The organism is Algoriphagus ornithinivorans, assembly GCF_900115305.1.
Lineage (GTDB): Bacteria > Bacteroidota > Bacteroidia > Cytophagales > Cyclobacteriaceae > Algoriphagus > Algoriphagus ornithinivorans.
The window spans coordinates 240,758-267,435 of record NZ_FOVW01000007.1 but is presented as its reverse complement, the minus strand read 5'-3'; the positions used below and the strand labels follow the sequence as shown (position 1 = coordinate 267,435).

Genomic DNA, 26,678 nt, shown 5'->3' with positions numbered 1-26,678 from the left:
TATTTCAAATTTTATTTTCTGCTCAGAGGCTTGATATGATGGATTTTATGAGCTAAGTCAAATCCTCTTCTTTATTATTCCTTTTCATTTCCTCATTAAAGAGTAAATTTGCGTTTCAAAGATTTTGTCATGAGCGATACAACGATGAATCCCCTTAGTACTTGGGTTGAAGTACCGAAAAATTCTGATTTTACTATTTACAATCTTCCTTTTGGAGTATTTAAAAATAAAAGATTGTCTCCAAGGATTGGAATTGCGATAGGAGATAAAATAGTTGATTTGAGCGTACTGGATCAGGAGGGTTTTTTCTCAGACATGTTTCTTCCTGAAGGAATTTTCCTCAATGAGGCGCTGAATGAGTTGATTTCTTTAGGGAAAACTCAAACTAAGAAAATTAGAGAAAGAGTACAGGAATTGCTGCTTGCTGACAATGAGAAGCTTCGTGATCATTCGATCAGAGGAAAAGTAATGGTGAATAGAAAAGAGGCGGAAATGCTTCTTCCTGTCAAAATCGGTGATTATACAGATTTTTACAGTTCTATGGAGCATGCTACCAATGTGGGAAAAATGTTCCGTGATCCAGAAAATGCTTTATTACCAAACTGGAAGCATTTGCCAGTAGGATACCATGGACGGGCTTCTTCCATTATTCCTTCCGGAGTGCCTATCATCAGACCCAAAGGACAGTTCAAAGACCCAGACATGGATGTTCCAGGCTTTGGGCCATCCAAAAGATTGGACTTCGAATTAGAATTGGCTTTTATAACAGGGAAACCTACCAAACTCGGGGATTCTATCGGTACTGAGGAAGCTGAGGATTACATATTTGGATTTGTCCTATTTAATGATTGGTCTGCAAGAGATATTCAGGCATGGGAATACGTTCCTTTGGGACCCTTTTTAGGGAAAAGTTTTGCCTCTTCCATATCTCCTTGGGTAGTTACATTAGAAGCATTGGAGCATTTTAGAACAGCTGGTCCAAAACAAGAGCCTGAGGTTTTACCTTATTTGCAGTGCACCAGTAATCACAGTTTTGATTTGCAATTAGAAGCCTATATTCAGCCTGAAAATGTAAAGCAGGCTACTAAGGTTTGTACTTCCAATTTCAAATATATGTATTGGAATGTAGCTCAGCAGTTAGCTCATCATACTGTAAATGGATGTAATATCAATGTTGGGGATATGATGGCGTCTGGAACGATTTCAGGCCCCACTGAGGATTCATTTGGTTCTATGTTGGAGTTGAGCTGGAAAGGAACCAAGCCTGTGAAATTAGATTCCGGCGAGGAGAGAAAATTCATAGAAGACGGGGATACCGTTATCATGAAGGGCTTTGCTGAAAAAGATGGAATCCGTGTTGGCTTCGGTGAAGTTAGAGCCAGCGTATTGCCTGCGAAATAGTTTTGATTGATGTAAATAAATAAGGGGAGCAGATTTCGATTTGCTCCCCTTTTTACTTTTAGTTTTTGCTGTAATGTTTTTTCATTTCTTCGAAATCATAATCCGGATCTTCTCCGGCATCTTTCTTTTTCTTATAATCTTTCAAGGCTTCCAAAGCAGGTTTTCTCAATAGTAGAATAGCAATAATATTCAACCATGCCATTAATCCTACACCGATATCTCCAAATGTCCAAGCTACTTGTGCCGTACGTATAGCGCCATAAAAAGTAGCGATAATGATTAATATTCTCAAAACATGAATTGGCCATTTTTGAGTATCATTCTTTTGCAGATAGCTCAAATTCGTCTCAGCGATATAGTAATAGGCCATGATAGTAGTAAAGGAGAAAAACATCAAAGCAACCGCTACGAAACCTGCTCCAATGGTGGGGAAGTGAACAGCAATTGCATTTTGGGTAAACTCAGGTCCTATCGCAATCCCGGGAAGGTTTTCTACCAAGAAGCCTCCATCAGGGTGCAGTACATTAAACTGACCGGTGAATAAGATCATACAGGCTGTGGCAGTACAAACAAATAAAGTGTCAATGTAAACCGAAAAGGCTTGTACCAAACCTTGCTTTGCCGGATGACTAACTTCCGCAGCCGAAGCAGCGTGGGGAGCAGTACCTTGACCTGCTTCGTTTGAATAAATTCCTCTTTTTACTCCCCAAGCGATTGCCGAACCAAAGACCGCTGAATATGCTGCTTCTTGGTTAAAGGCAGAGCTTACGATCAATTTCAGTACGGTTGGAACTTCAGTGATATTGATACCAATGATGATTATTGCCAACAAAACGTAGCCCATTGCCATGAAAGGAACAAGAATTTCAGCAACCTTACCGATTCTTTTGATACCCCCGAAAATTACCATAGCAAGAAATAGGCAAACAACTCCTCCTGTATATTCAACAGGAACATCAAAGGCATTATTGACGCTGAGTGCAATACTATTACTCTGTACTCCTGGCAACAGAAATGACATACTGATAATAGTCACAAAGGCGAAGACCATAGCATACCACTTGACGCCAAGTCCTTTTTCTATATAATAAGCAGGTCCACCTCTGTATTCACCGCCTTTTACTTCTTTGAAAATCTGCCCTAATGTGGCCTCAATGTAAGCTGATGCAGAACCTAAAAATGCTATAATCCACATCCAAAATATTGCTCCTGGTCCTCCAAGCCCAATGGCTGTGGCTACCCCTGCAATGTTTCCAGTTCCAATTCTACCAGAAAGGGCTAGCGCAAAGGCCTGGAAGGAAGAAACGCCTTTTTTGGAGGATTTTCCAGAGAAAAGCAAATGAATCATTTCCCGGAAATATCTGATTTGTACAAAACCTGTTCGGACGGAAAAGTAAATACCTGCTCCCAGACAGAGGACAATGAGTGCATTACTCCAGATTAAATCATTTAAGGTGTATATAATTTGTTCCATTGATGGTTTTTTGGTGAAAATAAAGTCTAAGAATGACCAGCCAGAAAGGCTTGATTCATATCCATAAAAGCCAAAGATAAGGCCTTTGGCATAGGATGCCCATTAATTTCAGATAAACGGGAAATCGCATTAGATTCCGGAAAGTAATTTACTTCCAAAATGATTACTTAAAGATTATTGGAAATGAGATGCTTAGATCTCTCAATTACTCTTCTATAATTAACCCAAGACAGGAAGAATCGTTTGGATAAATTGAATTTTACAGGAATTGATATTGGCGTTCTTAGGATATTTCTTTCATGTTTCTGCAATAAGAAAAGTCAATTCGGGAAACAAAGAGCTGAATTTCCGTTTATATACTTAAGAGTAAATTATTTTATTTTAATCCAGCTGTTACTCCGGATCAATTTTGGATCGAGAAATCCTCTCATTGAAGTTTACGACTCAGTTTAACTTCTAATAAGTTCGGGAACCGTAGCGGTCAATTTAATCATCATTTTATGGCACACATTGTTAAGATTTTAGATTTATTATCCCTCACCCATGATGTCAAACAGTTTAAAGTTGAGAAACCCGAGGGTTATTCATTCATTCCTGGTCAAGCCACTGAAGTAGCTATAAACAAGGAAGGATGGAAACAAGAAAAAAGGCCCTTCACTTTTACCTCTTTACCTGAGGATGATCATCTTGAATTTGTAATCAAATCATACAGAGACCATGATGGGGTAACCAATCATCTGGATGGAGTTATCCCCGGGGATGAGTTGATTATTGATGATTCTTGGGGTGCTATTCAATACAAAGGAAAAGGAGTTTTTATTGCTGGGGGAGCTGGAGTTACTCCTTTCATAGCCATTTTGAAGGATTTGAAAAGTAAGGGGGAGCTGGAAGGAAACAAGCTCTTTTTTGCAAACAAAACCAGAAAGGACGTGATTTTGGAAAGCTATTTTCATGAAATATTAGGAGAGGACTTTGTTTCCATATTGGATAAAGAAAAACTTGATGGACATGAACATGGGAGAATTGATATGGAGTTTCTGAAAAAGCATTTAGTGGATTTTTCTCAGGAATTCTATGTCTGCGGACCACCTCCCATGATAGAGTCTGTCAGCACAAATTTGAAGCAATTGGGGGCAAACCCAGAGGGGATTACTTTTGAAGAGTAGAAACAGGTAGTGATCAAAAAAAAACGCCAACTCGAAAAAGTTGGCGTTTTTTTTATGGTTTTTAGAAATTATTGAAAGCCTATTTCTTTCAATCCGCCGTGGCTAATTTTAATAGCTTCCATTGGATCCAAACCGAAGGTTTGATCTTGTTCCACTAGGTAATAAACCATGCCGGACTTGTCTTTTTCAGCCAATATTTTTCCGAAGTCAATTGATCCAGTTCCAACTGGCGCAAACTGTCCTTCTGCGTTCATGTCCTTAACATGCCAAGCCTTGAAACGGCCTGGATATTTTTCAAAATACGCCAGAGGATCTGCTCCAGCTTTCGTAACCCAGAAAAGGTCCATTTGATAATTGACATGAGCAGGATCTGTATTTTCCAAAATATAGTCAGTGAGGATAGTGCCATCTGCCATAGGCTTAAACTCAAAGTCGTGGTTGTGGTATAAAAGTTTTAAGCCTGCATTAGAGCATTTTTCGCCGATAGTTTTCAAGATGGATACCAACTCTTCTTTAGTTCCTTTCATTCCCATTCCTTCAGGACCAAAGGTAAACATACCCATAGGTGGAACAGGGATGACGAAATACTCGAATCCTGCTGCTTTACTTGCGGCTATTTGTTCATCAGCATTTTCTAAAGTAACCCCGCCCATGTGTGTACTTTTAGGGGTTAGGCCTAAAGATTCTACATAAGCCTTAAAATCTGCTGGGTCCATTCCATAGAATTTGCCATCAGCATATCCAGCTGCCTCGATATATGCATATCCTGCATCAGCTACAGCCTGAAGTGTTGCCTTGGGATCACTGGCCATGGAGTCACGGACCGTGTAAAGTGCTAAACCTCCAAATCTTTCTGTTTCGCTCGTGTTTTCTTCACTCATTTCAGTGCTTTCTTCATTGCTATTTGATCCACAGGAAATTATTCCTATACTCAATAGGATAAGCATTGCCATGTGGAAAATGGATTGTTTTTTCATCATTTTTTTGTTAAAAGGTTAGAGCTTTTCTTTGGGTTTTGAAGCTGTTAAGATACCTATTTGAGTTAAAATCTAAATCATTCCCTGAAATCAATTCCTTGAATGGCTTAAATGTGGATTATTCAAAGCCGAACATCAAAGGGAATAAGAAGACTACGATAAAGGCCCAAACGACATATATGGGAAGGTACTGGACTATTGCTATTCCTACTTTTTGAAGCGTAGTTTTTCTATTGACTGACTGAAATAGAAGAGCTGTGACCCACATAAGGTGCCCGAGTATCAAAATATTTCCACCTAAAACTGCGGTTCGGTTGGGAGTAAATCCCCATTCTGAAATTCTGAAAATAATGGCAGAAAGAGCAATTCCGTTCACTAGAATAGTAGCTATAGCCAAGAAGAATAAGATCCAGGTGGTCCAATTTCTTCCCTTTTGATGAAAATGTTCGGCAACAGAAAAGAAAATCAAAGCCATCACACCAATGAGGAGCAAGTTGAATGTCAATAGAAATTCCCGATCGTTATAAGGGTCTTTTCCGGAAATGAGAATAGCACTTAAATAGGCAATCAACATTAATAAAACCAGTGGACTAAATAGCTTCGCAATGATAGGGGAGACCTTATCTACTAATTGAGGATTATTTTTATTAATCAAAGTAGCAAAAAGCGGAATGGCTGGTAAGCCAAAAACTGCGATGTATTCGAAGTAAAATTTTTCAATGCTGATACCGATCAAGCTGAATAAGCCTAAAGTCATTCCAGTCATCAGCATTCCCGCTATTCCCAATAATACACTGAGAACCGCCACATCTCCATTAAACCTCAAAAAAGCCAACTTTTGGAGTTTAGGATGAAGACTGTTTCCGGTAAAAGCATAGCCTAACATTCCCCATAAAATAAAAGGAAGATGTAAACAGGCTAAAATTAAAGTATCACTGGAATTCGAATTTGGAAGGAAGTTGATGTAAACAGCTAATAGCACTGAGATGGAAATAAGAATCCCTTTGCTTGCATTGCTCATTTCGTTCTTCCAAACAAAGAAAGCAGTCAGGAAGGGAAAAATGATAAAGCCAATATTTCTTGGGAAAAAAAAGTCTTCAGAGATATTGAAAAGAGCGGGGAATTTTGCGATCAATCCGGCCAAGAGTATACAAATCATGATAAATTTGATTTCATCTTTGCTTCCCCAGGAAATGGATTCTGTTTCATAATTCAATCGCTGGTTCCAAAACTCTCCCAGTTCTGTTTGTAAATTTTTGGGATACAATTCATTGAAATCTCGTTTGAATTGGGATTTGTTGGCCCGGTACAGTTTTTCAAGTTCCAAGGCGTTTTGACTGTTTTTTAGAATTTGTTCTTTCATAGTGAATTGAGGTAAGGGGTAGAGAAGTATTTTTAATTCCAATGACCGGTGAAATTGAAGGCAATGACTGAGCTAATCCAAATAGATACAAAGTAGATGATGGTGCTAAAAACTACAGCGGCAAATTTTTTCCAACCTTCTGAGAACCAAATGAAACTGCATAAATAAAAGAAAACCCCGCCCAATGCGGCGCCCATTGGGATGATTGAAAGAGGAAGGAACATCCAAGTTTCAAAAACATCTTCCTTCGTCAGAATAATGAACAAAAGAATAGAAAATGGAATACTGGCTCCGATTCCGGCTGCAAGAGCAATTAGTTTGCTATTAATCTGCGATAAACGTACCATATTATTTGATTTGAAAGTACTTTGTAATTCAAAGTAGATGAATAAATTTTTTTAGCTTTTATTTTCTTTGATTAAATTTTCAAGGAAGGTTAAATGAAACTGAAAGGCTTTTTTTCCCTCTTCGGTTGCGGCATAAGTAGTCAAAGGCTTTCTTCCAACAAAGGATTTTTTCACTTCGATAAATTCATTTTTCTCCAATTGTTTGAGATGTGTTGCTAAGTTTCCATCAGTCACATCCAATAGTTCTTTGAAGGAATTGAAATCAAATTCTTCATTGGCCATCAGGATGGACATGATCCTCAGCCGGATCACATTTTCAAATGCTTTATCGTATTTTCCTTTCACCTCAACCGTCGTATTTTACATACATGATCGCACCGTAAATGATGTGCAAAACCCCGAATCCCATTGCCCACAGCACAAGCCCATATTCTGGAGAGAATGTGGCTATCAATCCTAAAATCAGTTGACAATAACTCAAATATTTGATCTCATTCAGGGTGAAGTTTGAGGCATTGAAAAGTCCCAATCCATAAAAAATTAAAGTTATGGCTGCGACTAAATGCTCTTGTCCTTGTGCATATAGACCTATACAAAGAAGGCCTCCCATGATTACTGGAATAAATAAAGCCCTCATGAACCTTCTGCTTGCTGGAGCCCAAAGACTTACCTTTGTTTTCTTACTTTTTTTTCTGCTTAGCAACCAAGCTGTGAACACAGAAAGTAATAAGACGGAAAGTCCCGTGATCATCACATTGCTGATGACATATTCGGGATTTGTTAGGGAAAGGTCTTTTCCATAAGGAGGGTTGGGGTAATAAATCAGGCTGTAAGCAATGCCAGAGCCTATCAGGGCGTACACACCTGCTAAAATCCCCGACAATCCACTCAAGGAAAGAAAACGACTGCTTCTCTCCATGATGGATTTTATTTCAGCTAATTCATCTTGTGCTTTTCTCATTTTAAAAGTACTTTGAAATACAAAGTAAAATAAAAAAATAAATAACTCCTACGATTAGCAGGAGTTATTTTTATCAATGGGGCTTATTCAGATTTTTGATGGAAGGTAGTTTTCATGGTTTTCCAAAAATCATCTTCCATGGCTTGAGCATCAATGGAAGTGTGAACCTTTACGATTCGCTGAGTATTTTCAGGAGGGGTCGTAAATTCTTCCACTTTGGACCATTCAGGATTGATTAAAGCCTGAATAATTGCCAAATCCCACATGATCCAGGTTTTCTTTTCAGGATCATTTCTGGTCCACCATCTTTTATGATTGTCCCATCTGGCGATTAAATAATCTCCCAATTCAGATTTACCCTTTAATTCTTCGTCGGCTTTGGTTTTAGCCAGCTTGAGATGTTGGCTGCTGGTAGCTGACATGATGGTCAAATCAAGGTTGGGTGTATCGAATAATACGTCAACAGCAACCTTGTCATTTCTGGAATTAAACTCGTTTTTATCGAAAGTATTAGCTACTGGATCATGCCAGATTCCCAGATAGTGAACTCTGATCAAAGGAATGATACTTGGATCCTGCACAATTGCAGATGCCACATTGGTACAAGGGCCTAAAATGACTAAATCCAGCTTTTGCCCATTTTTCATTTTTTTGGCTTCCTGAATAATGAAGTTGGAAGCTGGAGAAACTTGTGGTTCTGTAGGAGAGGTCATCGGGAAATTCGCCCCTACTGGTAGGGGAATATCAGTTCGATTGGATAATTGAGCCAATCGCTCATTGATAATCTGACTTTCCATCACTGAAGTATCTGTTGCAATGGGGGAAGTGTGAAATTGTGCCGAAGTGATCGCCCTGATATCTAGTTTGTCAGAAGCCATTGCTTGTACCAAGGCATAGAGATCATCGATTTCATTGGCAGTATCTGCGTCAATGATAACAGCTACTTTTTTGTCTGCTTGGCTCGTAGTTGAATAAAAGCCCTGAAAAAGCAGGAAAAAGGGGATAAGGAATTGTAAAATCATAGTATACAAACGTAAAGAAAATATTCTTTGGATTTTAGATTGAAGTAATTCTTATTGAATGTAATTGTGAGGTGATCTTTATTGACATTTAATCAGCTCTGAATCATCAATAATTTCCCCAAGAGAAATTGCTTCTTTGTAGGCTTCACAAGCTTTTTCTATCTCATTTAAATTAAGGAGCGCCCTCGCTTTATTTTTATATGCTAAGCCAAAATCAGGTTTTAAAGAAATGGTAGTATTAAAATCCTTTATTGCTAATTCGAAGTCTCCTAGATTTAATCTAGTAAAACCTCTGTTATTATGATTTATGGCACTATTGGGATTTAATTCTATGGCACGAGAGAAGTCTAATACTGAGCCAAAATAATCTTTCCCAGGGGCTTTCGCTTTAGCCACCGCCCGATTTAAATATGACTGTTCATCATATGGATTTAAGTCTATCGATTTTGAGAAAAAAGTTATCGCCTCATCAAACTTACCAAATTCAAGGTGAAGAACTCCCATGTTGAAATATGGTAAGAAGTAATTTGGCTCCAAATCTATTGCTTTTGTAAAGTCAGAATAAGCTCCTTTAAAATCTCCTTTTTCTTTCCTTATATTCCCTCTATTATTGAATGGGTCAAAAAGATAAGGTCCTTTTGATATTGCAATAGAATAATCTTTTTCGGCTAGATCTATTTTCCCAATTTCTTGGTAAACTATACCTCTGCTCGAATAGGCTAGGGGAAAGTTGGAGTCAATTTTAATAGCCTTGTTTAATTCGATTAATGCCTCTTCAAACTTGCCTTTTTTAAACAAAGTGGTTCCTTTATCAACTATTACAGGAACAAATTCAGGATAAATTTTTAAGGCCGCATCTAAATAAAAAATGGCGGAATCAAATTCGCCGAGAAACAAATAGCTACTGCCAATATTTCGAATGGAATGTATTGGCTCGGGAATATTATTTTTAATTGCCTTTTTGAAGTCAATAATTGCCCCCTCAAAATCATCCAAATTCAATTTTTGAACCCCTCTATTATAAAAGGCTATAGGGTGGTTCGGGAAAAATAAAAGTGCCTTAGAATATTCTGTTTTGGCTGACTTAAAGTCTCCTAACTTAGAATACTGTACCGCTTTTTCATCAAACTCTCTAAATGTTTGAGAAAATGTAGTTGCGATAGAAGAAAATATGATGAAGTTGATTAAAAGTACATTTTTCATAACTGTTTTTAGTGTATTCAATTAAAATTGTAAGCCGGGGATCTCCAAGACATTAATTAAACAAAAATACTTTAAGCAAGTATTCGTTCTCTTAATTCATTTGTTCAAATAAAAATTAATGTTGGTAAGTAATAAAAATCAATCCCTGGGCATTGAAAATGCCGCTATCAATTAATTTGCCATTCCCTTCCTTCTCCCGTACCTTTGCTTATTGATTCAATCAAACTCATATAGACGTGTCTGATAAAAAAGTAAAGGTAGGTCTGGTTCAGCTGAGTTGCTCAGGGGACGTGACCGAAAACATGAATAAAACCATCAAAGGAGTCCGTGAGGCAGCTCAAAAAGGAGCTGAGGTAGTGGTGCTTCAAGAACTTTTTAGATCCCTCTACTTCTGTGATGTGGAGGATTATGAAAATTTTAAACTGGCGGAGGCTATTCCAGGTCCTTCCACCGAAAGCCTAGGTTCTTTAGCCAAGGAATTAGGAGTAGTGATAGTTGCTTCTCTTTTTGAAAAAAGAGCAGAGGGGCTTTACCACAATACAACTGCTGTATTGGATGCAGATGGAACTTATCTAGGGAAATATAGAAAAATGCATATTCCAGATGATCCTGGATATTTTGAAAAGTTTTATTTCACTCCAGGTGATTTGGGCTATAAGGTTTTCCCAACTAAGTTTGGAAATATTGGGGTATTGATCTGCTGGGATCAGTGGTATCCTGAAGCAGCAAGAATTACAGCTTTGAAGGGAGCCGATTTCTTAGTTTATCCTACAGCTATTGGTTGGCACAAGGATCAGGATGGCTTTACTAATGATGAGCAGTATGGCGCTTGGCAAACTATACAGCGTTCCCATGCTGTTGCAAATGGCATTCCTGTAGTTTCTGTAAATAGAACAGGTGTAGAAGGAGATATGCAGTTCTGGGGAGGTTCTTTTGTGTCAAATGCTTTTGGGCGAGTGACTTACAAGGCACCACATTTGGAAGAGGAAGTACATGTAGAGGAATTGGATTTGACCGGTTCTGATAGATATAGAACCCACTGGCCTTTCTTGAGAGATCGTAGAATTGACAGTTACCAGCAAATTACCAAGCGCTACATAGACGAAGAATAAGCATGGCAGATATTTTTGAACTTGCTCGAACTGGAGGAGCCACTCCTGCAGAACTGGGATATTATTTCCCCGCAGAGTTTGCCCCTCATCGAGCAATGTGGTTAAGCTGGCCCCATAAGGAGGATTCCTGGCCGGGAAAAATTCATACGATATATCCAAGGTATGCCCAATTTATCAAGGAGATAGCTAAGGGAGAAAAAGTTCATATCAATGTGTTGGATGATGGAATGAGGCAATTTGCCATCGACCATTTAAACAAAGCTGGAGTGGATATGAATCAAATTAATTTCCACTTATTCCCCACGAATGATGCTTGGTGCAGAGATCATGGTCCGGCATTTTTGATCAACCCTAATGCTGAGCAAAAGAAGGTGTTGGTGAAATGGGATTACAATGCTTGGGGTGAAAAGTATCCTCCTCATGACTTGGATAATCAAATTCCTTTTCGAATTGCTGAGTATTTGAATATTCCTTGTTTCCAGCCCGGAATTGTCATGGAAGGAGGTTCTGTAGAGTTTAATGGCAAAGGGACTTTGTTAACATCCAAAGCCTGCCTTCTGAATAAAAACCGAAACCCGCATCTCAATCAGGCTCAGATCGAAAAGTACCTCTGTGATTATTATGGAGTCAATCATATCCTTTGGGTAGGTGATGGGATCGTAGGAGATGACACTGACGGTCATATTGATGATATTACCAGATTTGTCAATGAAGATACAGTAGTTACCGTGGTAGAGGAGCATAAGGGGGATGACAACTATGATATTTTACAGGAGAATTTGCATTTGCTGAAGAAAATGCGCCTGGAAAATGATAAACAACTGAACATTGTTGAGCTTCCTATGCCTAAAGCTGTGATTTGGGAAGGACAGCGTTTACCGGCATCTTATGCTAACTTCTACATTGGAAATGCGGCTGTAGTGGTTCCTACTTTCAGAGATAAGAATGATCAGAAAGCATTGGATATTTTGAAAGAATGCTTTCCGGATAGAAAAGTCATTGGAATAGATTCTACTGATATTATTTGGGGCTTGGGTTCCTTTCACTGCCTGAGTCAGCAAGAACCCGAGGTTTAAAAATCTATATTAAAAAGGAGAGCCAAATAAGCGGCTCTCCTTTTTTATTGCCTTTCTATGTACATCACCGCTGAATCTTCTATGTATTTGGCAGGATTAAAGGAAGAGTAAAACTTATTTTTAAGATTATTCAATGGATTGTTTAAAGCAGTAATTTTAGCAGTGAATTCAACCGGAAATTTGGTGGCGTCTGAGTACAGCCTTATCAAATGTTCATACTGCTCTATATTAGCTTGCATCCTGGTGGTGAGTTGACCAAATCTCAATCTTAGGGATTGCACTTTGTACATATAGGTCTCGACTTGACCCAGCCATTTACCTCGGGTCTCTTGAGATTTTTCCAATAAAGCAATTTTCTCTGAAATAGCTTTTCTGCATTCATTCTTGAAAAATTCCCGATCAGCATCCAAAGTTGCATTGAGATATCTGTTCTGATACCTGTTTTTATCAATGCCAAAATAGGCCATCTGCTCCTCTAAAAGCTGCGTATTTTCCTTTTGAAGTTGCTCCAATTCTTTATTGATCAATACCCATTCATGATCAATGATGGATTTTTGCTGTTCAAATTGACTGGTCACTGTCAAAATCCTTAGCATCTCAGGAGATCTTTCATACAATTCCTTTTCTTTTTTGCTCAAGGTCCCCACTAAGCTGGTGACACCCGAAATCGCAGTATTGACCATGGTTCCGTAAAGAGGAACTGCCGCAGAAGCCGTTGAAATCAAACTGATGGAATTTTGAAGGACTCCCACCATGGCATCATTTTGACCTTCTTTGGCATACCATTTATCGAATTCATTTTTCCAGCTAGTAAAGGATTTGTATTGCTGGATTTTCCCAATATTTCCCAATTGATCAAAAAAAGACTGGGAAGTTAAAAATAGCTCTACTGGCTGTATATCTCTTTGGATACTTAACAGCTCCGTAAAAGCCAACTGTCCATTAAGGTTGATTTTGGTTTTGGGAGCCTCTTCCAAAATTTTCAATCTGTTATCAAGGGCTAATTGAAGTTTTTCCAAATCGACAATTTTGTCCTTATCTGAAGCGTTTTTGCTGTCAGCCGCAGCAATTTTTTCAGTCAGTTTGTTGACAAGCTCTTCGTTGGTTTTGAGCTTTTCATTGAGCTCTTTCAGCTGGTTGTCTCTATCAGTTTTGATTTGTTCAGAGATTTCTGTTTGGGCAAAACTTATTTGTGAAAAGGCTAGAAGAGTCAGAATTACAAGGAAATTGAATTTCTTCATGGGGATGATCAGCTGGTTGATAGATGGGATCCTCATCCGGAAATAAAGTAGATCCAGATGCGAATCGAGAACATCACGGAAACTTGCCATCCAAGGTTGCTTGTTATCAAAAAAATAAGAGCCAAAAAAAATCCCTTTCGTGAGATTTTCGAAAGGGATTAATTTTTTTAATTCTTTTCCTCAACCCATTTACGGGCATTAACAAAGGCTACTAGCCAAGGAGTGAATTCATCATTTCTATCCATAGGATAGTGAGCCCAGTTCCATGGCTTCAATGAACGCTCAATATGAGGCATTATAGCTAAATGTCTTCCATCTTGAGAGGCTATTCCGGCTACTGCATAATCAGAACCATTTGGATTTCCAGGATAGGCTTCATAGCTATATTTCATTCCTATATGATATTCACTTTCAGCTTTTGGCAAATAAAACTTTCCTTCTCCGTGAGCTACCCACACTCCTAAACGCTGACCGGTTAGGTTTCCAAGCATCACGGTTTTGTTTTCTGGAATGCTCACATTCACAAAGGAGGACTCAAATTTATGAGAAGCATTGTGAAGCATTTTTGCTTTGTGAACAGGATCCTCTGAACCTACCAGTCCAAGTTCTACCATGAGCTGGCAACCATTACATACTCCCAAACTTAGAGTATCAGGTCTTGCGTAGAAATTATCTAAAGCTTGTTTTGCTTTTGGATTGTAAAGGAAAGCGCCTGCCCAGCCTTTCGCTGAACCCAAAACATCAGAGTTGGAAAAGCCTCCTACAAAAACTATCATTTGTACATCTTCCAGATTTTCTCTTCCTGAAATCAAATCTGTCATGTGCACATCTTTCACCTCAAACCCTGCAAGCCAAAGTGAATAAGCCATTTCTCGGTCTCCATTCACTCCTTTTTCTCTGATAATAGCTGCCTTGGCCTTTCCTGTTTCTTTTCTGAATGGATTGATTCCAGACTCAGCAAAACTTCCTTTCCAATTTGGAGCAAATTCATAAGAAAGTGGCTGATTTTTATAATTGTCGAAACGGTCTTTTGCGAGTTTTTCTCCGGATTGCTTTCTGTCTAAAAGGTAGGATGACCTAAACCAGATATCTCTGTGCTGCTCAATATCCAGACTCAAATCTTTTCCTAGATAATCAATCTTACCTGAGTTGGTAACTGTTGCCAATTCTACATAATCAATATCAGCCTCAACCAACAGGGTTTCTACAGGATGATCGTCAGGTACCTGAATTAGAATACCTGGATTCTCTGCGAATAAGGCTTTCACCAAATCATTTTCTCCCAGTCGATCAATTCTTACTTCCAATCCAATTCCTGGAGTTGGGAAGCACATTTCCAATAGTGCTGTGATGATTCCACCTGATGAAATATCGTGTCCAGCATGTATCCAAGTTTGGTCGATCAAATCCTGTACAGCTTTAAATGCCTTGGCAAAATATGCGGCATTGACCACCGTAGGCGTATCTGTACCTACTTTATTGAGCGCCTGATAAAAGCTGGATCCTGCTAGTTTGAAACTGTCTTTCGAAAAGTCTATGTAAAGAATTCTACTTCCTACAACCGGCTTCAAAGCAGTTTTTACAGTTTTTTGAACGTCAAAACATTCTCCTACTGTAGATATAATTACTGTTCCCGGCGAGTAAACTACTTTTCCGTCAGGATATTTCTGAGTCATGGAAAGGGAGTCCTTTCCGGTTGGGATATTGACGCCCAATTCAATGGCAAAGTCTGAAACTGCCTGTACTGCACGGTATAACCTGTCGTTTTCCCCTTTGTTTTTGGCAGGCCACATCCAGTTGGCAGAAAGAGAAACTCCCTTCAGTCCGTCTGCGATAGGTGCAAAAATCAAGTTGGTCAATGCCTCTGCAATAGCTAATCTGCTACCCGCTTCTGGATTGGCCAAAGCAGCTACTGGGGCATGACCAATTGAGGTAGCGATCCCTTTATTGCCTGTGAAATCCAAAGCCATTACGGCTACATCATTCAGAGGAAGTTGGATTTCTCCTACAGTTTGCTGAGTGGCAACCCTGCCTGTTACTGATCTGTCCACTTTATTGGTTAGCCAATCTTTACAAGCTACGGCTTCCAATTGCAATACTTCTTGGATATACCCTTTGATCAATTCAGGATCATAGCTTGCTTCTGCGAATGAGGCATTCCCCGATTGATCTTCCAATATGGTTTTTGGAGAAGATCCAAACATATATGCCAAATTCCAATCAACTGGTTTTTCTCCTGTCTTTTGATTTTCGAATTTGAAATGCATGTCTCCGGTGGTCTCACCTACCACATAAAAAGGAGCCCTTTCTCTTTCTGAAAGTTGCTTTAGAGTAGCGACATCTTCCTTGCCAACAACTAAGCCCATTCTTTCCTGAGATTCATTTCCAATGATTTCCTTCGCGGAAAGAGTTGGATCACCTACAGGCAATTGATCAATGTGGATGGTTCCACCCGTGCTTTCCACCAATTCGGAAAGGCAATTTAAATGGCCACCTGCACCATGATCGTGAATGGAAATGATAGGGTTATTCTCGCTCTCAGCCATTGCCCGAATCACATTGGAAACACGCTTCTGCATTTCCGGATTGGATCTTTGTATGGCGTTCAATTCAATAGCATTGGATAATTCACCAGTATTGAGGGAAGAAACCGCTGATCCTCCCATACCAATTCTATAATTATCGCCTCCCATGATCACGATTTGATCACCGGTTTTTGGCTCTTCTTTTTTGGTGTATTTGGCATTCGTAAAACCAATTCCACCAGCTAGCATGATTACTTTATCAAAACCAAAATGCTTTTCACCTTCTTCATGCTCGAATGTTAAAACTGATCCAGCAATCAAGGGCTGTCCAAATTTGTTTCCAAAGTCGGATGCGCCATTGGAGGCTTTGATCAGGATATCCATAGGAGTCTGGTAGAGCCAAGGTCTTTCTTCCAGCTTGTTTTCCCAGGTTCTGCCTTTTTCGGAGCGGGAATAAGAAGTCATATAAACTGCCGTTCCTGCCAAAGGAATAGAAGCCGTTCCCCCAGCAAGTCTATCTCGGATTTCACCTCCAGATCCTGTAGCTGCTCCATTGAAAGGTTCAACAGTAGTAGGGAAATTATGGGTTTCTGCTTTCAGGGAAATGACCGTGTCAATTTCTCTTTGCTCAAAAAAGTCAGCCTGATGCTGGGTTTTAGGAGCGAATTGATGCGCTTTGGGACCTTGGATAAATGCTACATTGTCCTTATAGGCAGATGCAATTCGATTTGGATGCTTTTTGGAAGTTTCTTTGATCAATTGGAAGAGCGTCATTGGCTTTTCCTGACCATCGATGATAAAGGTTCCGTTGAAAATTTTATGTCTACAATGTTCAGAATTGACTTGGGAAAAACCAAAAACCTCTGAGTCGGTCAATGGTCTACCGAGTTGCGTAGAGACATTTTCCAAATAAGCGATTTCTTCTTCGCTAAGAGCCAATCCTTCTTTTTGATTATAGCTCGCAATATCCTCAATAGACTTAATTGGTTCTGGCTCCAAATGTATATCAAAGATCTCCTGATCCAGATTTTCATAAGCTTTTTGAAGCATAGGGTCAATTTGATCACCTTCAGCAAGTGGAAAAAACTCCTCAATTCGCTGGATTCCCTGAATGCCCATGTTCACTGTGATTTCCACGGCATTGGTAGACCATGGGGTGATCATTTCTTTTCTTGGGCCGGAAAATTTCCCTGCTACTTCTGGAGTTTGAATGGGTGAAGCTTCGCCGAAAAGCCAGTTAAGTTTTGTAATGTCTTCTTGGGCGAGAGGTTGTGGAGTCTGTACTGCGTAGACTACTTTTTGAGGTGATTCAAAGAAGAAAATCATGTCCTTGAGCTGGTAAGTTGCAAAGGTAAGGAATTGGCTTGAAGTGTAAAAAGTGAGGGTGGAAATAATCGATCGTATTATCTTAGAAATTGCTGGTTTTTCAATTTACAGGAATTGAATGGACTTATATTCTAGAGAGGGAATCAAGCAGTAACCAAAATTTCCAAGCTATTTGGAAAATGAATTTTACCAAAAATGAATTCTTAGAAGCCTTAAGTTTTATCCCAACCTTTTGTAGGGCGCTTTTCTGAAATTAGTTTAAGCATCTAATTTCTCCTGATTTAAATATTCAACAGTTGCCTGAATAAGTCCTCCGTGACCAACCGGAAGAATATGAGATTTTAAGTGAGGGATTTTACTACTGAATCTTTCTAGGTTATTTGCAGTCACCATTTTGTCATATTTCCCCGTGAAAAGGAAAATTGGAGTTTTTAGTTTTCTCGCATTTCGAATGATTGCTCCAAGTCGAAGTTGAATTCCACCGAAAGTTTTCCATGTAAAATAAACTTGGGCTCTTTGAGATCTGTATTCCATTTGGGTTTGAACAAATTTGGAAATACTACTTTCCACGAGGCCAATCTGACTTAATCCGTTTACTACAGAAAAGAAGCGACGAGGCTTAAATACAATTTGTTTAAATAAAGCATGAAAATAAGCTGGATAGCTACTGATGCTGTACAATACTCCGGTTTTAATTCCATCTGGAGCAAGAAGGATCATACTTTGAACATTCTCAGGAAATAATTCATAAGTCAATAATGAAAACTTACCTCCCATGCTATAACCTATCAAATGGAATTTTAAGATTTCTTCTTTTTTAAAAAGACTTTTTAAGATTTCTGCCCAAACTGATTTTGTCAAAGGGTTTTCGTGGCATTTCCATTGACTTTTTCCGTGATAAAAAATGTCAATGAAAAGAAAGCGCTGTTCGGGTTTTAGGATCTTGGAAAACGGCAATAAATCCCTGTGATCTTGGCCAAAGCCATGAAAAATAAGGAAAACCTCCTTTCCCTCTCCCAGAGATTTGTATGCTAAAGATCCAAATTGACTGTCTAGAACTCTCATTTTTTAATGAAAATTGAAGATAAACTAAAAATAGATGCCGAAAAAAGTAATTTGAAATGCAAAATAAACTATTACAAATAGGTGAAATTGTAGCAGATCGAACACTTTTTAATAGTGTATCAATGCGAACACAAAATAATATTTTATAAAAAACTTTGGAAACTTTGAACATTTTGAAAGTTTCCGTAGTTTTGACTCAAATTTCAAGTAAGTGGAGACGAGAGAAAAAATATTGGATGTAGCGATTGAGCAATTTTCCAGGTATGGAGTACGCAATACCACCATGGATGATATTGCCCGAATGATGGGTATATCTAAGAAAACGCTCTATCAGGAATTCAAGGACAAGAAGGAGTTGGTGAATGCTACTTTTTCAGCTATGCTGGAAAGGGACCAAGAGAAAATGGCCTTTTTAAAGGACTCAGGTACAGATGTCATTGAGCATTTGGTGAAAATTTCGAAGATGATGAGAGAGCGTTTGACCAACATTAATCCCCTTGCGGTCATGGAGGTTCAAAAATATTTCCCTGAAGCATGGAAAATCTTTGAAGAGCATAAAGAACAAGTAATCATGACAGACTTTGTCAATATTTTGGAAAGGGGAAAGCAGCTAGGATATTTTAGGAGTGAAATAGATGCTCATATTTTAGCCAGACTAAGGGTGAATCAAATTGCCTCTGCTATGGAACCTTCCAATTTCAATAATGAAAATTACAATTTGGTGGAGGAGCAAATGCAAATGATGGATCATTTCCTTCACGGAATATTCACGGAAAAAGGACGTGAAGCATATCAAGAACAACAAGCAAAACTCAGCTAATTAACCCAGCGATGAAAAAATATTTACTCATTCTTCTATGTCTTAGCTTGCCTGTACTACATGGGAATGCGCAAGAAATAGTCAGGCTTACCCTTGAAGAAGCATTGAGCTATTCTCTTGAGAATAATGTCAATGTAAAAAATGCAAAACTAGAGACCTTAATTTCCAAGGCCACTGTCAAAGAAACAACAGCAACGGGATTGCCTCAGGTCAATGGTAATTTTGATTTGAATTATAACCCTGCAATTCCAATTGTTTTTCTTCCAAATGAACCACCTTTTGGCGATCCCAATGTACCGGGAGATGTTATCCCTGCGAGATTTGGCGTGAGTTATCAATCCAATTTGGGTGTGAATATGACTCAAATGATTTTTGACGGATCTTTCTTTGTTGGACTTAGGGCCGCCAAAACTTACAAGCAATTGACGGATCTGGATTTGGTTAAAACCAAAGTAGACGTGATTGAATCTGTGAAGAAAGCTTATTTCGGAGTTTTGGTAAATGAAGAAAGAATCAGGCTTTCCAGAGCAAATCTGGCAAGAATCGATACGCTTCTTTCTGAGACTAGGGCATTGAATGAAGCTGGCTTTGCAGAAAAAATAGATGTTTCCAGAATTCAGGTTCAGCGAAATAATACTGCTACTCAATTAGAACGAAGTCTTACAGCACTTGAAATAAGTGAGCAAATCCTGAAACTTCAGATGGGACTTCCTATGGAATACGATTTGGAATTGGGAGAGTCATTGTCCCAACTGAATCCCATCGAAGAAATCAATGCATTACTTCAGGAGGAGGGAATGGAAAGGGTAGAAGTGAGTCAACTTCAGACTAATTTGGAGTTGGTGCAGCTCGACTTGAAAAACAATCAATCTCAATACATGCCTACGATTGATTTTATTGCCAATGCGCAGAGAGCAGGCGCCGGTAATACCTTCAATACAGTATTCGATAAGCAAAACTGGTTTGGAAGTTCCTTACTGGGAGTTTCTATGAAGGTGCCAATCTTTGATGGGCTCTCAAAAAGTGCAAGAATTCAAAAGAACAGATTGCAGATGATGCAGTTGGAGAATCAGAAATTCTTTTTGCAGGAAAGCATTAAAAACGAAGTCTACACTGCCAAAACTAATTTGAAAAATGACTTGAATATCTTGGAAATTCAGCGTGAAAATTTGGAATTGGCACGGGAAGTCTATGACATATCCAAAATCAAATACAATGAAGGTGTGGGTTCCAATCTTGAAGTAGTGGAAGCAGATGCTGCGCTAATTGAGGCTGAAATCAATTACTTAACTGCCCTATATGATGGCTTGGTTGCCAAAGTCGATTTGGAAAAAGCCTTGGGTATTTTATCAACAAACCAATAAAAACTACTACCATCCTTATCAGGGAGATAATTATCATATCAATCATGAAATCAATCAGTAAGTTATTACCCCTAACTCTTGTGGTCCTTTTTGCGATAGGCTGTGCTTCAGATGAATCTATTGAAGCAAAAAAAGCTGAATTGGATAAATTAAGGACTGAGGCATCCGAAATCCAAGCTTCTATCTTGGAATTGGAAGCGGAAATTGCCAGCCTGGATCCGGAATATGCCAAGCAAAATCAAAAATCTATTTTGATCACTACAGCTCAGGCTAAGAAAGCGGGATTTGAGCACTTTGTAGAAGTGACAGGATCAGTATTGTCTAAGAAAAATGTCATCATCAGTGCCGAGACAGGAGGTAGAGTTTTAGAAGTACCGGCAATTGAAGGTATGAGAATGACCAAGGGACAGGTTTTGGCCAGGATCGATGCTGAATCTATTCAAAGGAATATTGAGGAGTTGGAAACAAATCTAGATTTGGCAAAAACACTTTTTGAAAAACAAAAAAGACTTTGGGAGCAGGAAATCGGTACAGAAGTACAGTTTCTCGAAGCGAAAAATAGAAAAGAAGGATTGGAAAGAAGTTTAGCTTCCCTGAAGACCCAACTGAATAAATCCATGGTGGTAGCACCATTCAATGGAACAGTGGAATCAGTACAGATTAGATTGGGAGAACTAGTGCAGCCGGGAACTCCTATGTTTCAGTTTGTCGGCGAAAGTGATCTTTTTATTGAGGCTGATATTTCAGAATCATATGTTGGAGTTTTGACCAAAGGAGATAGTGTGGACGTGTCATTTCCATCCATTGGCAAAGAACTGAAAACCAAAGTTAGTTCTGTGGGTGCTATTATTAATCCAAACAACAGAACATTTAAAGTAGAGGTGTTTTTACCTAATATTCCACAGGTGAAGCCAAATATGATCACTGTTTTAAAGATTCAAGATTACCAAAACCCATCAAGTGTAATAGTTCCAAGCTACCTCATACTTAGTGATAGCAAAGGGGATTATATCTATATAGTAGATGGTGAACTTGCCAAAAAACGATATATCAAAAGAGGTAGAACATTTAACAATGAAACTGAAATCCTGGAAGGTCTAGAAGGTAACGAAACCTTGGTGGACAAAGGATTCAGAGAGGTAGGAGATAATTTTAAAGTAAATATTTCGCAACTATAATTATGGCTGAGCAACCAAAATCTAAAATTATTCGGGAATTTGGACTGTCCAGTCTGAGTGTAGATAACTCTACCTCGGTGGTAATATTAACCTTAATTATCACCGTGCTCGGTTTGAGTGCATATAGGACAATGCCTAAGGAGAGTTTTCCTGAAATTGTGATTCCAACAGTTTATGTAGGAACTCCTTATCCAGGTAACTCGCCTGTAGATATGGAAAATCTCATCACGAGACCCATTGAAAAAGAATTGAAATCTCTGAATGATGTCAAGGATATCAAATCAACTTCAGTTCAGGACTTTTCTTCCATTGTCATTGAGTTTAATCCCGGGGTAGAAATATCCAAAGCTATCCAGGATGTCAAGGATGCTGTCGATAAGTCAAAGAGTGAATTGCCAACTGATTTGGATCAGGATCCGAATGTCCTAGAGATAAATACTTCTGATTTTCCAATCATGAATGTGAATATCTCCGGAGATTATTCGGAGTCGGAATTAAAGAAGTTTGGGGAGTACTTGGAGGATGAGATTGAAAAGTTGGCTGAAATTTCTAAGGCAGACCTTGCCGGTACAGTGGAGCGAGAAATTCAGATCAATGTCAATCCTTATAAAATGGAGGCGACAGGAGTGAATTTCAGTGATATCTCTGGAGCAATACAATCTGAAAATGTGACCATTTCTGGCGGTAATATCCGAGCTGGAGACTACACACGCTCTTTGAGAGTGGATGGAGAGTTTTCTGATCCCATGGAGCTTCTGGATATCATAGTCAAGACGGATAATCAAAAGATCGTATATCTAAGGGATGTAGCTGAGGTAAAAGATACCTACAAGGAAAGAAGTTCTTATGCCAGAAGCAAAAACCTTCCGGTTGTAACAATCAATGTAACCAAGAGGTCAGGAGAAAACCTACTAATTGCTGCTGATAAGATCAAAGCAATTATTGATAAAACTAAGGCAAACCGATTTCCTTCTGATCTGGAAATAACCATCACCAATGATCAGTCTAAGCAGACGAGATTACAGGTAAGTGATTTGGAAAACTCCATTATTTTCGGAGTAATCCTGGTGGTTTTGGTATTGATGTTTTTCCTAGGGTTTAGAAATGCCTTGTTTGTGGGGATTGCCATTCCACTATCCATGTTCATTTCCTTCCTGGTGCTAAATGCCTTTGGTATCACATTGAATTTGATGGTGTTATTTTCCCTCATCCTCGCATTAGGTATGTTGGTTGATAATGGCATTGTGGTAGTTGAAAACATCTACCGATTGATGTCAGAAGGACTCAGTGCATCCGAGGCTGCGAAACAGGGAGTAGGAGAGGTGGCTTGGCCAATCATTACATCTACCGCTACTACATTAGCAGCATTCCTTCCATTGGCATTTTGGGATGACATTGTGGGAGAGTTTATGAAGTACTTGCCAATTACACTGATAATTGTCTTGTCTTCTTCACTGTTTGTAGCATTGGTGATTAATCCTGTATTGACTTCCCTTTACATGAAAGTAGAGGATGTTTCCAAGGATAAACCTAAACAGAAGCCAATCATTGTTGCGGGAAGTTTTCTGATTTTCTCTACACTATTGTATTTATTGGGTTGGACAGCTCTTGGTTCATTAATGTTGGTTGCCTGTGTATTGACCTTGTTTAATGTCTTTGCATTGCGAAAGGCTATTCGATGGTTCCAGACTGTTTTCTTGGTTAACCTTGAAAATTTCTATGAAAAAGTATTGGATTATGCTTTGCATGGTAAAAGGCCATATTTCTTCTTTGGTGGAACAGTTCTCCTTTTAATTCTTTCAGTTGCCTTATTAGGGATCAGAGCACCAAAAATCCTTTTCTTCCCTGATAATCAACCACAATTGATCAATGTTTTTGTAGAGTTTCCTATTGGAACTGACATAGAGGCAACAAATGAGTTTGTGGATAAAATGGAAGATGAGGTAATGGTTACTTTGGAGCCTTATCAAGGAATCATCGAATCGGTTATCACCCAAGTTGGTGAAGGTACAGGAGATCCAACAGAAGGCCCAAGCAATCAGGCAACGCCACATAAAGCAAAAATGACCATTGGTTTTGTGGATTACATCGATAGACAGGGTGTAAATACCAATAAAGCAATGGAAGATATCCGGGATATGGTTGAAAAATATCCAGGTGTCCAAATTACAGTAGATAAGCAAAGAAATGGCCCGCCTGTAGGAAAGGCTGTTAATATTGAATTTATAGGTGAAGATTATGAGCAATTAATCGCTTTTGTAAACAGAACAAAGGAGTATTTGGATAAGCAAAATGTTGCAGGTTTGGAGGAATTGAAGACTGATCTTTCATTAGGAAGTCCTGAGGTAGTGCTGAATATTGATAGAGAAAAAGCGAGAAGATTTGGACTGTCTACTTCAAATATTGCTACTGAATTGAGAACCTCACTTTTTGGATTGGAAGTATCCAAATACAAGGAGGGAGAGGATGATTATCCTATTCAGTTGAGGATGATGGACGAGTACAGATATGATATCAATACGCTTGTCAATAAGAAGATTGGTTTCCGGGATAAATTTGGGGAGAAAAAAGAAGTCCCAATAGCTTCTGTTGCAGATGTAAAATATGGTTCTACCTATGGTTCTGTGAAAAGAAAAGATCTGGAAAAAGTCATCACGATGTTTTCCAACGTCTTGGAGGGCTATAACCCAACTGAAATCAATACACAGATAAAGAATTTGATGTCTACCTATGAAATTCCAGACGGGATTCAGGTGAAGTTTACGGGGGAACAGGAAGAGCAAGCCAAATCACAAGCATTCTTAATGCGAGCCTTGGCTATAGCAGTTTCCTTGATCTTCTTGATTATTGTTGCGCAATTTAACTCAGTAACCACTCCATTCATTATCATGGCTTCAGTAGTCCTAAGTACTATCGGGGTATTCTTAGGCTTGGTCATATTCAACATGGACTTCGTAGTGATTATGACGGGGATCGGAATTATTTCTCTTGCTGGGGTGGTGGTAAACAATGCTATCGTATTGATAGACTATACCAATCTTGCCAGAGATAGAAAGAGGGAGAAATTAGGGGTAAAAGATGGAGAATATTTATCCTATGAAGAATTGGTAGGAAGTATTGTAGAATCAGGGAAGACGCGTCTTCGTCCTGTACTACTAACAGCAATAACTACAGTACTGGGATTGATACCTTTGGCCATAGGAATGAACATCAATTTTGGAACTTTATTGAGTTCTTTTGACCCTCAGTTTTATGTGGGAGGAGATAATGCAGATTTCTGGGGTCCAATGGCTTGGACCGTGATTTTCGGGCTAACCTTTGCGACCTTCCTTACGTTAGTGATCGTACCAGTCATGTACTTGCTGGCAGATAAGTTAAATATGAAGCTGCGTAAGGTAAAAGCATGATTGATTTAAGGTTGGTGGTTTTTTTTGAAAAAACCTCCGGGACAATGTTCCGGGGGTTTTTCGTTTTTTAGGAAGAGAATCTTCAGTCTAATTTCAAGCGGAATTTTAATTCTTCCTTGTCTTTAAATTTAAGAGTACAACATAAGATTCATTGTTTCCGACATTTCAATAAAAAATATATTGTAATTAAGGGGCTGTCTCCAATGTGATTTGGTCACATTGAGTATCCCGAAGACCTTATGAGATCGAATTTTAGGCCAAAAGGATAATAACGGCCTTCATCCCATGCATGATGCCAGGTGGCCTCTCAGACTGACATTAAACTGAATTATGAGACAGCCCCAATTAATTTTTAAAAAGGCAAATCATCCTCACCTTGCACTACCGTTGCCTTTTCCTTGCCTTTGGGGGATCCTAAAAGCAGAAAGTCGTGGACTACGATTTCTGTGATATATCGCTTGTTTCCGTCTTTGTCAGTATAATCTCGGTTGGAGATTTTTCCCTCTACGGCAAGCTCAGAACCCTTGTCGGTGTACTTTTCCAAGATTTCTACTTGCTTGCCCCAAATCACAAGGTTATGCCATGTGGTTTCCGTTACTTTCTCACCTTGTTGATTGCGGTAGGTTTCATTGGTAGCAAGATTGATTTTGCCCAATTTCCTTCCAGACTCTAAAGTCTTCACTTCAATTTTGTCGCCTAGACGGCCGATAAGCTGAACTTTGTTTCTTAGCGTGTTCATAGTTTTTGTTAGTTAAAATTTGACATGTATCGTTTTCGCTAGAGGAAAACTTGATGAGCCAAAGTTCAGTAACAGGTCAAAAATTAGTCGGGAGGCAGTCGATAGTATCCGATAGCAGTCGTTTGCTGTCGGATAATATGCCTTTAAATCAATTTTAGGATGTCTCTAAATTTGAAATGAAAAAATAAAATCTAAAATTGAATTGGAAAACCACCTTAATTATGGATCAAAAAATCTCAGAATATTTTTCCAGTGGTTGTGGGCGATGCTCCTTATTCCAAACTCCTCATTGTAAGGTTCACACTTGGCAAGAAGAATTGTTGCTGCTTCGTAGCTATATTCTAACAACAGAATTGGTCGAGGAGCTCAAATGGTCGCAGCCTTGCTATACTTTGAATGGGAAAAATGTACTAATCCTATCGGCATTTAAGGATTGTGCCTTTTTGTCTTTTTTAAAAGGGTCCTTGATGAAAGACCCAGCAAATGTTTTAGAGTTTGCCGGACCTAACAGCCGGACTGGAAAGCTATGGAAATTTTATGATGCAGACTCAATCAGGGAAAACACAGAATTAATTATCCACTACATCCATGAGGCAATGGAGATAGAAAAATCAGGAATCAAAATTCCTTCTATAGACGCTAAGCCCAAGCTTCCCGAAGAACTTTTAGCGTATTTTAGAAATGATAGTCTTTTCAAAAAAGCCTTCGAGTCTTTAACTCCTGGAAGACAAAGAGGTTATTTGATTTATTTCAATCAGGCGAAGCAATCTGGTACCAGGATGAGAAGAATCCAAAACTCAGTTGTAAAGATTATGGAAGGCAAAGGGTATAATGAATTTTAATTCGCTATTGGCTAATTTGCTGATAATGTGTAAATTAAATAATTGCCTTTTGATCTTTAAATCAGCTCC

The 26,678-nt window shown here is 38.8% G+C and carries 21 protein-coding genes; 9 read left to right on the top strand and 12 right to left on the bottom strand.

The window, feature by feature from the left end; genetic code table 11:
* Positions 1 to 129 precede the first annotated feature (129 nt).
* On the top strand, positions 130 to 1,401 hold the full coding sequence (fahA, locus tag BM073_RS12755) for a fumarylacetoacetase (protein WP_091654657.1): 1,272 nt from the start codon (positions 130 to 132) through the stop codon (positions 1,399 to 1,401).
* Between the two features lie 58 nt (positions 1,402 to 1,459).
* On the opposite strand, the gene BM073_RS12750 is transcribed toward fahA, so the two are convergent.
* The gene (locus BM073_RS12750; protein WP_091654655.1) at positions 1,460 to 2,875 is read right to left on the bottom strand and encodes an alanine/glycine:cation symporter family protein; all 1,416 of its coding nucleotides are present in this window, start codon (positions 2,873 to 2,875) and stop codon (positions 1,460 to 1,462) included.
* Positions 2,876 to 3,375: 500 nt separating this feature from the next.
* Between BM073_RS12750 and BM073_RS12745 the strand changes: the two genes are divergently transcribed.
* Complete coding sequence (locus BM073_RS12745) at positions 3,376 to 4,041, top strand: FAD-binding oxidoreductase (RefSeq protein ID WP_091654653.1); 666 nt, start codon at positions 3,376 to 3,378, stop codon at positions 4,039 to 4,041.
* Positions 4,042 to 4,109: 68 nt separating this feature from the next.
* Here BM073_RS12745 and BM073_RS12740 read toward each other — a convergent pair whose 3' ends face one another.
* The 7 genes from BM073_RS12740 to BM073_RS12710 form a co-directional block, all read right to left on the bottom strand.
* Positions 4,110 to 4,994 carry a sugar phosphate isomerase/epimerase family protein gene (locus tag BM073_RS12740; RefSeq protein WP_245756418.1) on the bottom strand — a complete coding sequence of 295 codons (885 nt, stop codon included), beginning with the start codon at positions 4,992 to 4,994 and terminating at the stop codon, positions 4,110 to 4,112.
* Positions 4,995 to 5,136: 142 nt separating this feature from the next.
* Complete coding sequence (locus tag BM073_RS12735; RefSeq protein WP_091654764.1) at positions 5,137 to 6,381, bottom strand: DUF4153 domain-containing protein; 1,245 nt, start codon at positions 6,379 to 6,381, stop codon at positions 5,137 to 5,139.
* 32 nt (positions 6,382 to 6,413) lie between these two features.
* Positions 6,414 to 6,728 (bottom strand): hypothetical protein, encoded by a 315-nt coding sequence (locus BM073_RS12730; protein WP_091654651.1) that lies wholly within the window; start codon positions 6,726 to 6,728, stop codon positions 6,414 to 6,416.
* Positions 6,729 to 6,779: 51 nt separating this feature from the next.
* Complete coding sequence (locus tag BM073_RS12725; protein WP_175557915.1) at positions 6,780 to 7,073, bottom strand: winged helix-turn-helix domain-containing protein; 294 nt, start codon at positions 7,071 to 7,073, stop codon at positions 6,780 to 6,782.
* Position 7,074: 1 nt separating this feature from the next.
* A complete protein-coding gene (locus BM073_RS12720; protein WP_091654650.1) occupies positions 7,075 to 7,689 on the bottom strand; it encodes a hypothetical protein in 615 nt (204 codons plus the stop codon).
* An 83-nt stretch (positions 7,690 to 7,772) separates the two neighbouring features.
* Complete coding sequence (locus BM073_RS12715; protein ID WP_091654648.1) at positions 7,773 to 8,711, bottom strand: nucleoside hydrolase; 939 nt, start codon at positions 8,709 to 8,711, stop codon at positions 7,773 to 7,775.
* Positions 8,712 to 8,789: 78 nt separating this feature from the next.
* Positions 8,790 to 9,914 (bottom strand): tetratricopeptide repeat protein, encoded by a 1,125-nt coding sequence (locus BM073_RS12710; protein WP_091654647.1) that lies wholly within the window; start codon positions 9,912 to 9,914, stop codon positions 8,790 to 8,792.
* A 236-nt stretch (positions 9,915 to 10,150) separates the two neighbouring features.
* Between BM073_RS12710 and BM073_RS12705 the strand changes: the two genes are divergently transcribed.
* Both BM073_RS12705 and BM073_RS12700 read left to right on the top strand, forming a co-directional pair.
* A complete protein-coding gene (locus tag BM073_RS12705) occupies positions 10,151 to 11,026 on the top strand; it encodes a carbon-nitrogen hydrolase (protein ID WP_091654645.1) in 876 nt (291 codons plus the stop codon).
* 2 nt (positions 11,027 to 11,028) lie between these two features.
* The gene (locus BM073_RS12700) at positions 11,029 to 12,102 is read left to right on the top strand and encodes an agmatine deiminase family protein (protein WP_091654642.1); all 1,074 of its coding nucleotides are present in this window, start codon (positions 11,029 to 11,031) and stop codon (positions 12,100 to 12,102) included.
* 44 nt (positions 12,103 to 12,146) lie between these two features.
* Here BM073_RS12700 and BM073_RS12695 read toward each other — a convergent pair whose 3' ends face one another.
* The 3 genes from BM073_RS12695 to BM073_RS12685 all read right to left on the bottom strand — a co-directional run bounded on the left by BM073_RS12695 (position 12,147) and on the right by BM073_RS12685 (position 18,259).
* Complete coding sequence (locus BM073_RS12695; protein WP_139217495.1) at positions 12,147 to 13,343, bottom strand: hypothetical protein; 1,197 nt, start codon at positions 13,341 to 13,343, stop codon at positions 12,147 to 12,149.
* A 167-nt stretch (positions 13,344 to 13,510) separates the two neighbouring features.
* Complete coding sequence (purL, locus tag BM073_RS12690) at positions 13,511 to 17,194, bottom strand: phosphoribosylformylglycinamidine synthase (protein ID WP_091654639.1); 3,684 nt, start codon at positions 17,192 to 17,194, stop codon at positions 13,511 to 13,513.
* Positions 17,195 to 17,452: 258 nt separating this feature from the next.
* Entirely contained in the window at positions 17,453 to 18,259 is an 807-nt protein-coding gene (locus BM073_RS12685) for an alpha/beta fold hydrolase (protein ID WP_091654637.1), read from the bottom strand.
* A 211-nt stretch (positions 18,260 to 18,470) separates the two neighbouring features.
* Between BM073_RS12685 and BM073_RS12680 the strand changes: the two genes are divergently transcribed.
* From BM073_RS12680 to BM073_RS12665, 4 genes are read left to right on the top strand one after another with little or no spacing between them, the layout of a single operon-like run.
* Positions 18,471 to 19,079 (top strand): TetR/AcrR family transcriptional regulator, encoded by a 609-nt coding sequence (locus BM073_RS12680; protein ID WP_091654636.1) that lies wholly within the window; start codon positions 18,471 to 18,473, stop codon positions 19,077 to 19,079.
* Positions 19,080 to 19,090: 11 nt separating this feature from the next.
* Positions 19,091 to 20,443, top strand: coding sequence for a TolC family protein (locus BM073_RS12675; RefSeq protein ID WP_091654634.1), 1,353 nt, complete (start codon positions 19,091 to 19,093; stop codon positions 20,441 to 20,443).
* A 44-nt stretch (positions 20,444 to 20,487) separates the two neighbouring features.
* On the top strand, positions 20,488 to 21,621 hold the full coding sequence (locus tag BM073_RS12670) for an efflux RND transporter periplasmic adaptor subunit (protein ID WP_091654632.1): 1,134 nt from the start codon (positions 20,488 to 20,490) through the stop codon (positions 21,619 to 21,621).
* A gap of 2 nt (positions 21,622 to 21,623) precedes the next feature.
* On the top strand, positions 21,624 to 25,028 hold the full coding sequence (locus BM073_RS12665) for an efflux RND transporter permease subunit (protein ID WP_091654631.1): 3,405 nt from the start codon (positions 21,624 to 21,626) through the stop codon (positions 25,026 to 25,028).
* A gap of 352 nt (positions 25,029 to 25,380) precedes the next feature.
* On the opposite strand, the gene BM073_RS12660 is transcribed toward BM073_RS12665, so the two are convergent.
* Positions 25,381 to 25,767, bottom strand: a complete 387-nt coding sequence (locus BM073_RS12660; RefSeq protein ID WP_091654629.1) for a single-stranded DNA-binding protein — start codon at positions 25,765 to 25,767, stop codon at positions 25,381 to 25,383.
* A 221-nt stretch (positions 25,768 to 25,988) separates the two neighbouring features.
* Between BM073_RS12660 and BM073_RS12655 the strand changes: the two genes are divergently transcribed.
* A complete protein-coding gene (locus tag BM073_RS12655; protein WP_091654762.1) occupies positions 25,989 to 26,609 on the top strand; it encodes a YdeI/OmpD-associated family protein in 621 nt (206 codons plus the stop codon).
* Positions 26,610 to 26,678 lie beyond the last annotated feature (69 nt).

Excerpts from the sequence above, each read along its gene's own strand:
- fahA (WP_091654657.1), top strand. The coding sequence starts at position 130 with ATGAGCGATACAACGATGAATCCCCTTAGTACTTGGGTTGAAGTACCG.
- BM073_RS12750 (WP_091654655.1), bottom strand. The coding sequence starts at position 2,875 with ATGGAACAAATTATATACACCTTAAATGATTTAATCTGGAGTAATGCA.
- BM073_RS12745 (WP_091654653.1), top strand. The coding sequence starts at position 3,376 with ATGGCACACATTGTTAAGATTTTAGATTTATTATCCCTCACCCATGAT.
- BM073_RS12740 (WP_245756418.1), bottom strand. The coding sequence starts at position 4,994 with ATGGCAATGCTTATCCTATTGAGTATAGGAATAATTTCCTGTGGATCA.
- BM073_RS12735 (WP_091654764.1), bottom strand. The coding sequence starts at position 6,381 with ATGAAAGAACAAATTCTAAAAAACAGTCAAAACGCCTTGGAACTTGAA.
- BM073_RS12730 (WP_091654651.1), bottom strand. The coding sequence starts at position 6,728 with ATGGTACGTTTATCGCAGATTAATAGCAAACTAATTGCTCTTGCAGCC.
- BM073_RS12720 (WP_091654650.1), bottom strand. The coding sequence starts at position 7,689 with ATGAGAAAAGCACAAGATGAATTAGCTGAAATAAAATCCATCATGGAG.
- BM073_RS12715 (WP_091654648.1), bottom strand. The coding sequence starts at position 8,711 with ATGATTTTACAATTCCTTATCCCCTTTTTCCTGCTTTTTCAGGGCTTT.
- BM073_RS12710 (WP_091654647.1), bottom strand. The coding sequence starts at position 9,914 with ATGAAAAATGTACTTTTAATCAACTTCATCATATTTTCTTCTATCGCA.
- BM073_RS12700 (WP_091654642.1), top strand. The coding sequence starts at position 11,029 with ATGGCAGATATTTTTGAACTTGCTCGAACTGGAGGAGCCACTCCTGCA.
- BM073_RS12695 (WP_139217495.1), bottom strand. The coding sequence starts at position 13,343 with ATGAAGAAATTCAATTTCCTTGTAATTCTGACTCTTCTAGCCTTTTCA.
- purL (WP_091654639.1), bottom strand. The coding sequence starts at position 17,194 with ATGATTTTCTTCTTTGAATCACCTCAAAAAGTAGTCTACGCAGTACAG.
- BM073_RS12685 (WP_091654637.1), bottom strand. The coding sequence starts at position 18,259 with ATGAGAGTTCTAGACAGTCAATTTGGATCTTTAGCATACAAATCTCTG.
- BM073_RS12675 (WP_091654634.1), top strand. The coding sequence starts at position 19,091 with ATGAAAAAATATTTACTCATTCTTCTATGTCTTAGCTTGCCTGTACTA.
- BM073_RS12670 (WP_091654632.1), top strand. The coding sequence starts at position 20,488 with ATGAAATCAATCAGTAAGTTATTACCCCTAACTCTTGTGGTCCTTTTT.
- BM073_RS12665 (WP_091654631.1), top strand. The coding sequence starts at position 21,624 with ATGGCTGAGCAACCAAAATCTAAAATTATTCGGGAATTTGGACTGTCC.
- BM073_RS12660 (WP_091654629.1), bottom strand. The coding sequence starts at position 25,767 with ATGAACACGCTAAGAAACAAAGTTCAGCTTATCGGCCGTCTAGGCGAC.
- BM073_RS12655 (WP_091654762.1), top strand. The coding sequence starts at position 25,989 with ATGGATCAAAAAATCTCAGAATATTTTTCCAGTGGTTGTGGGCGATGC.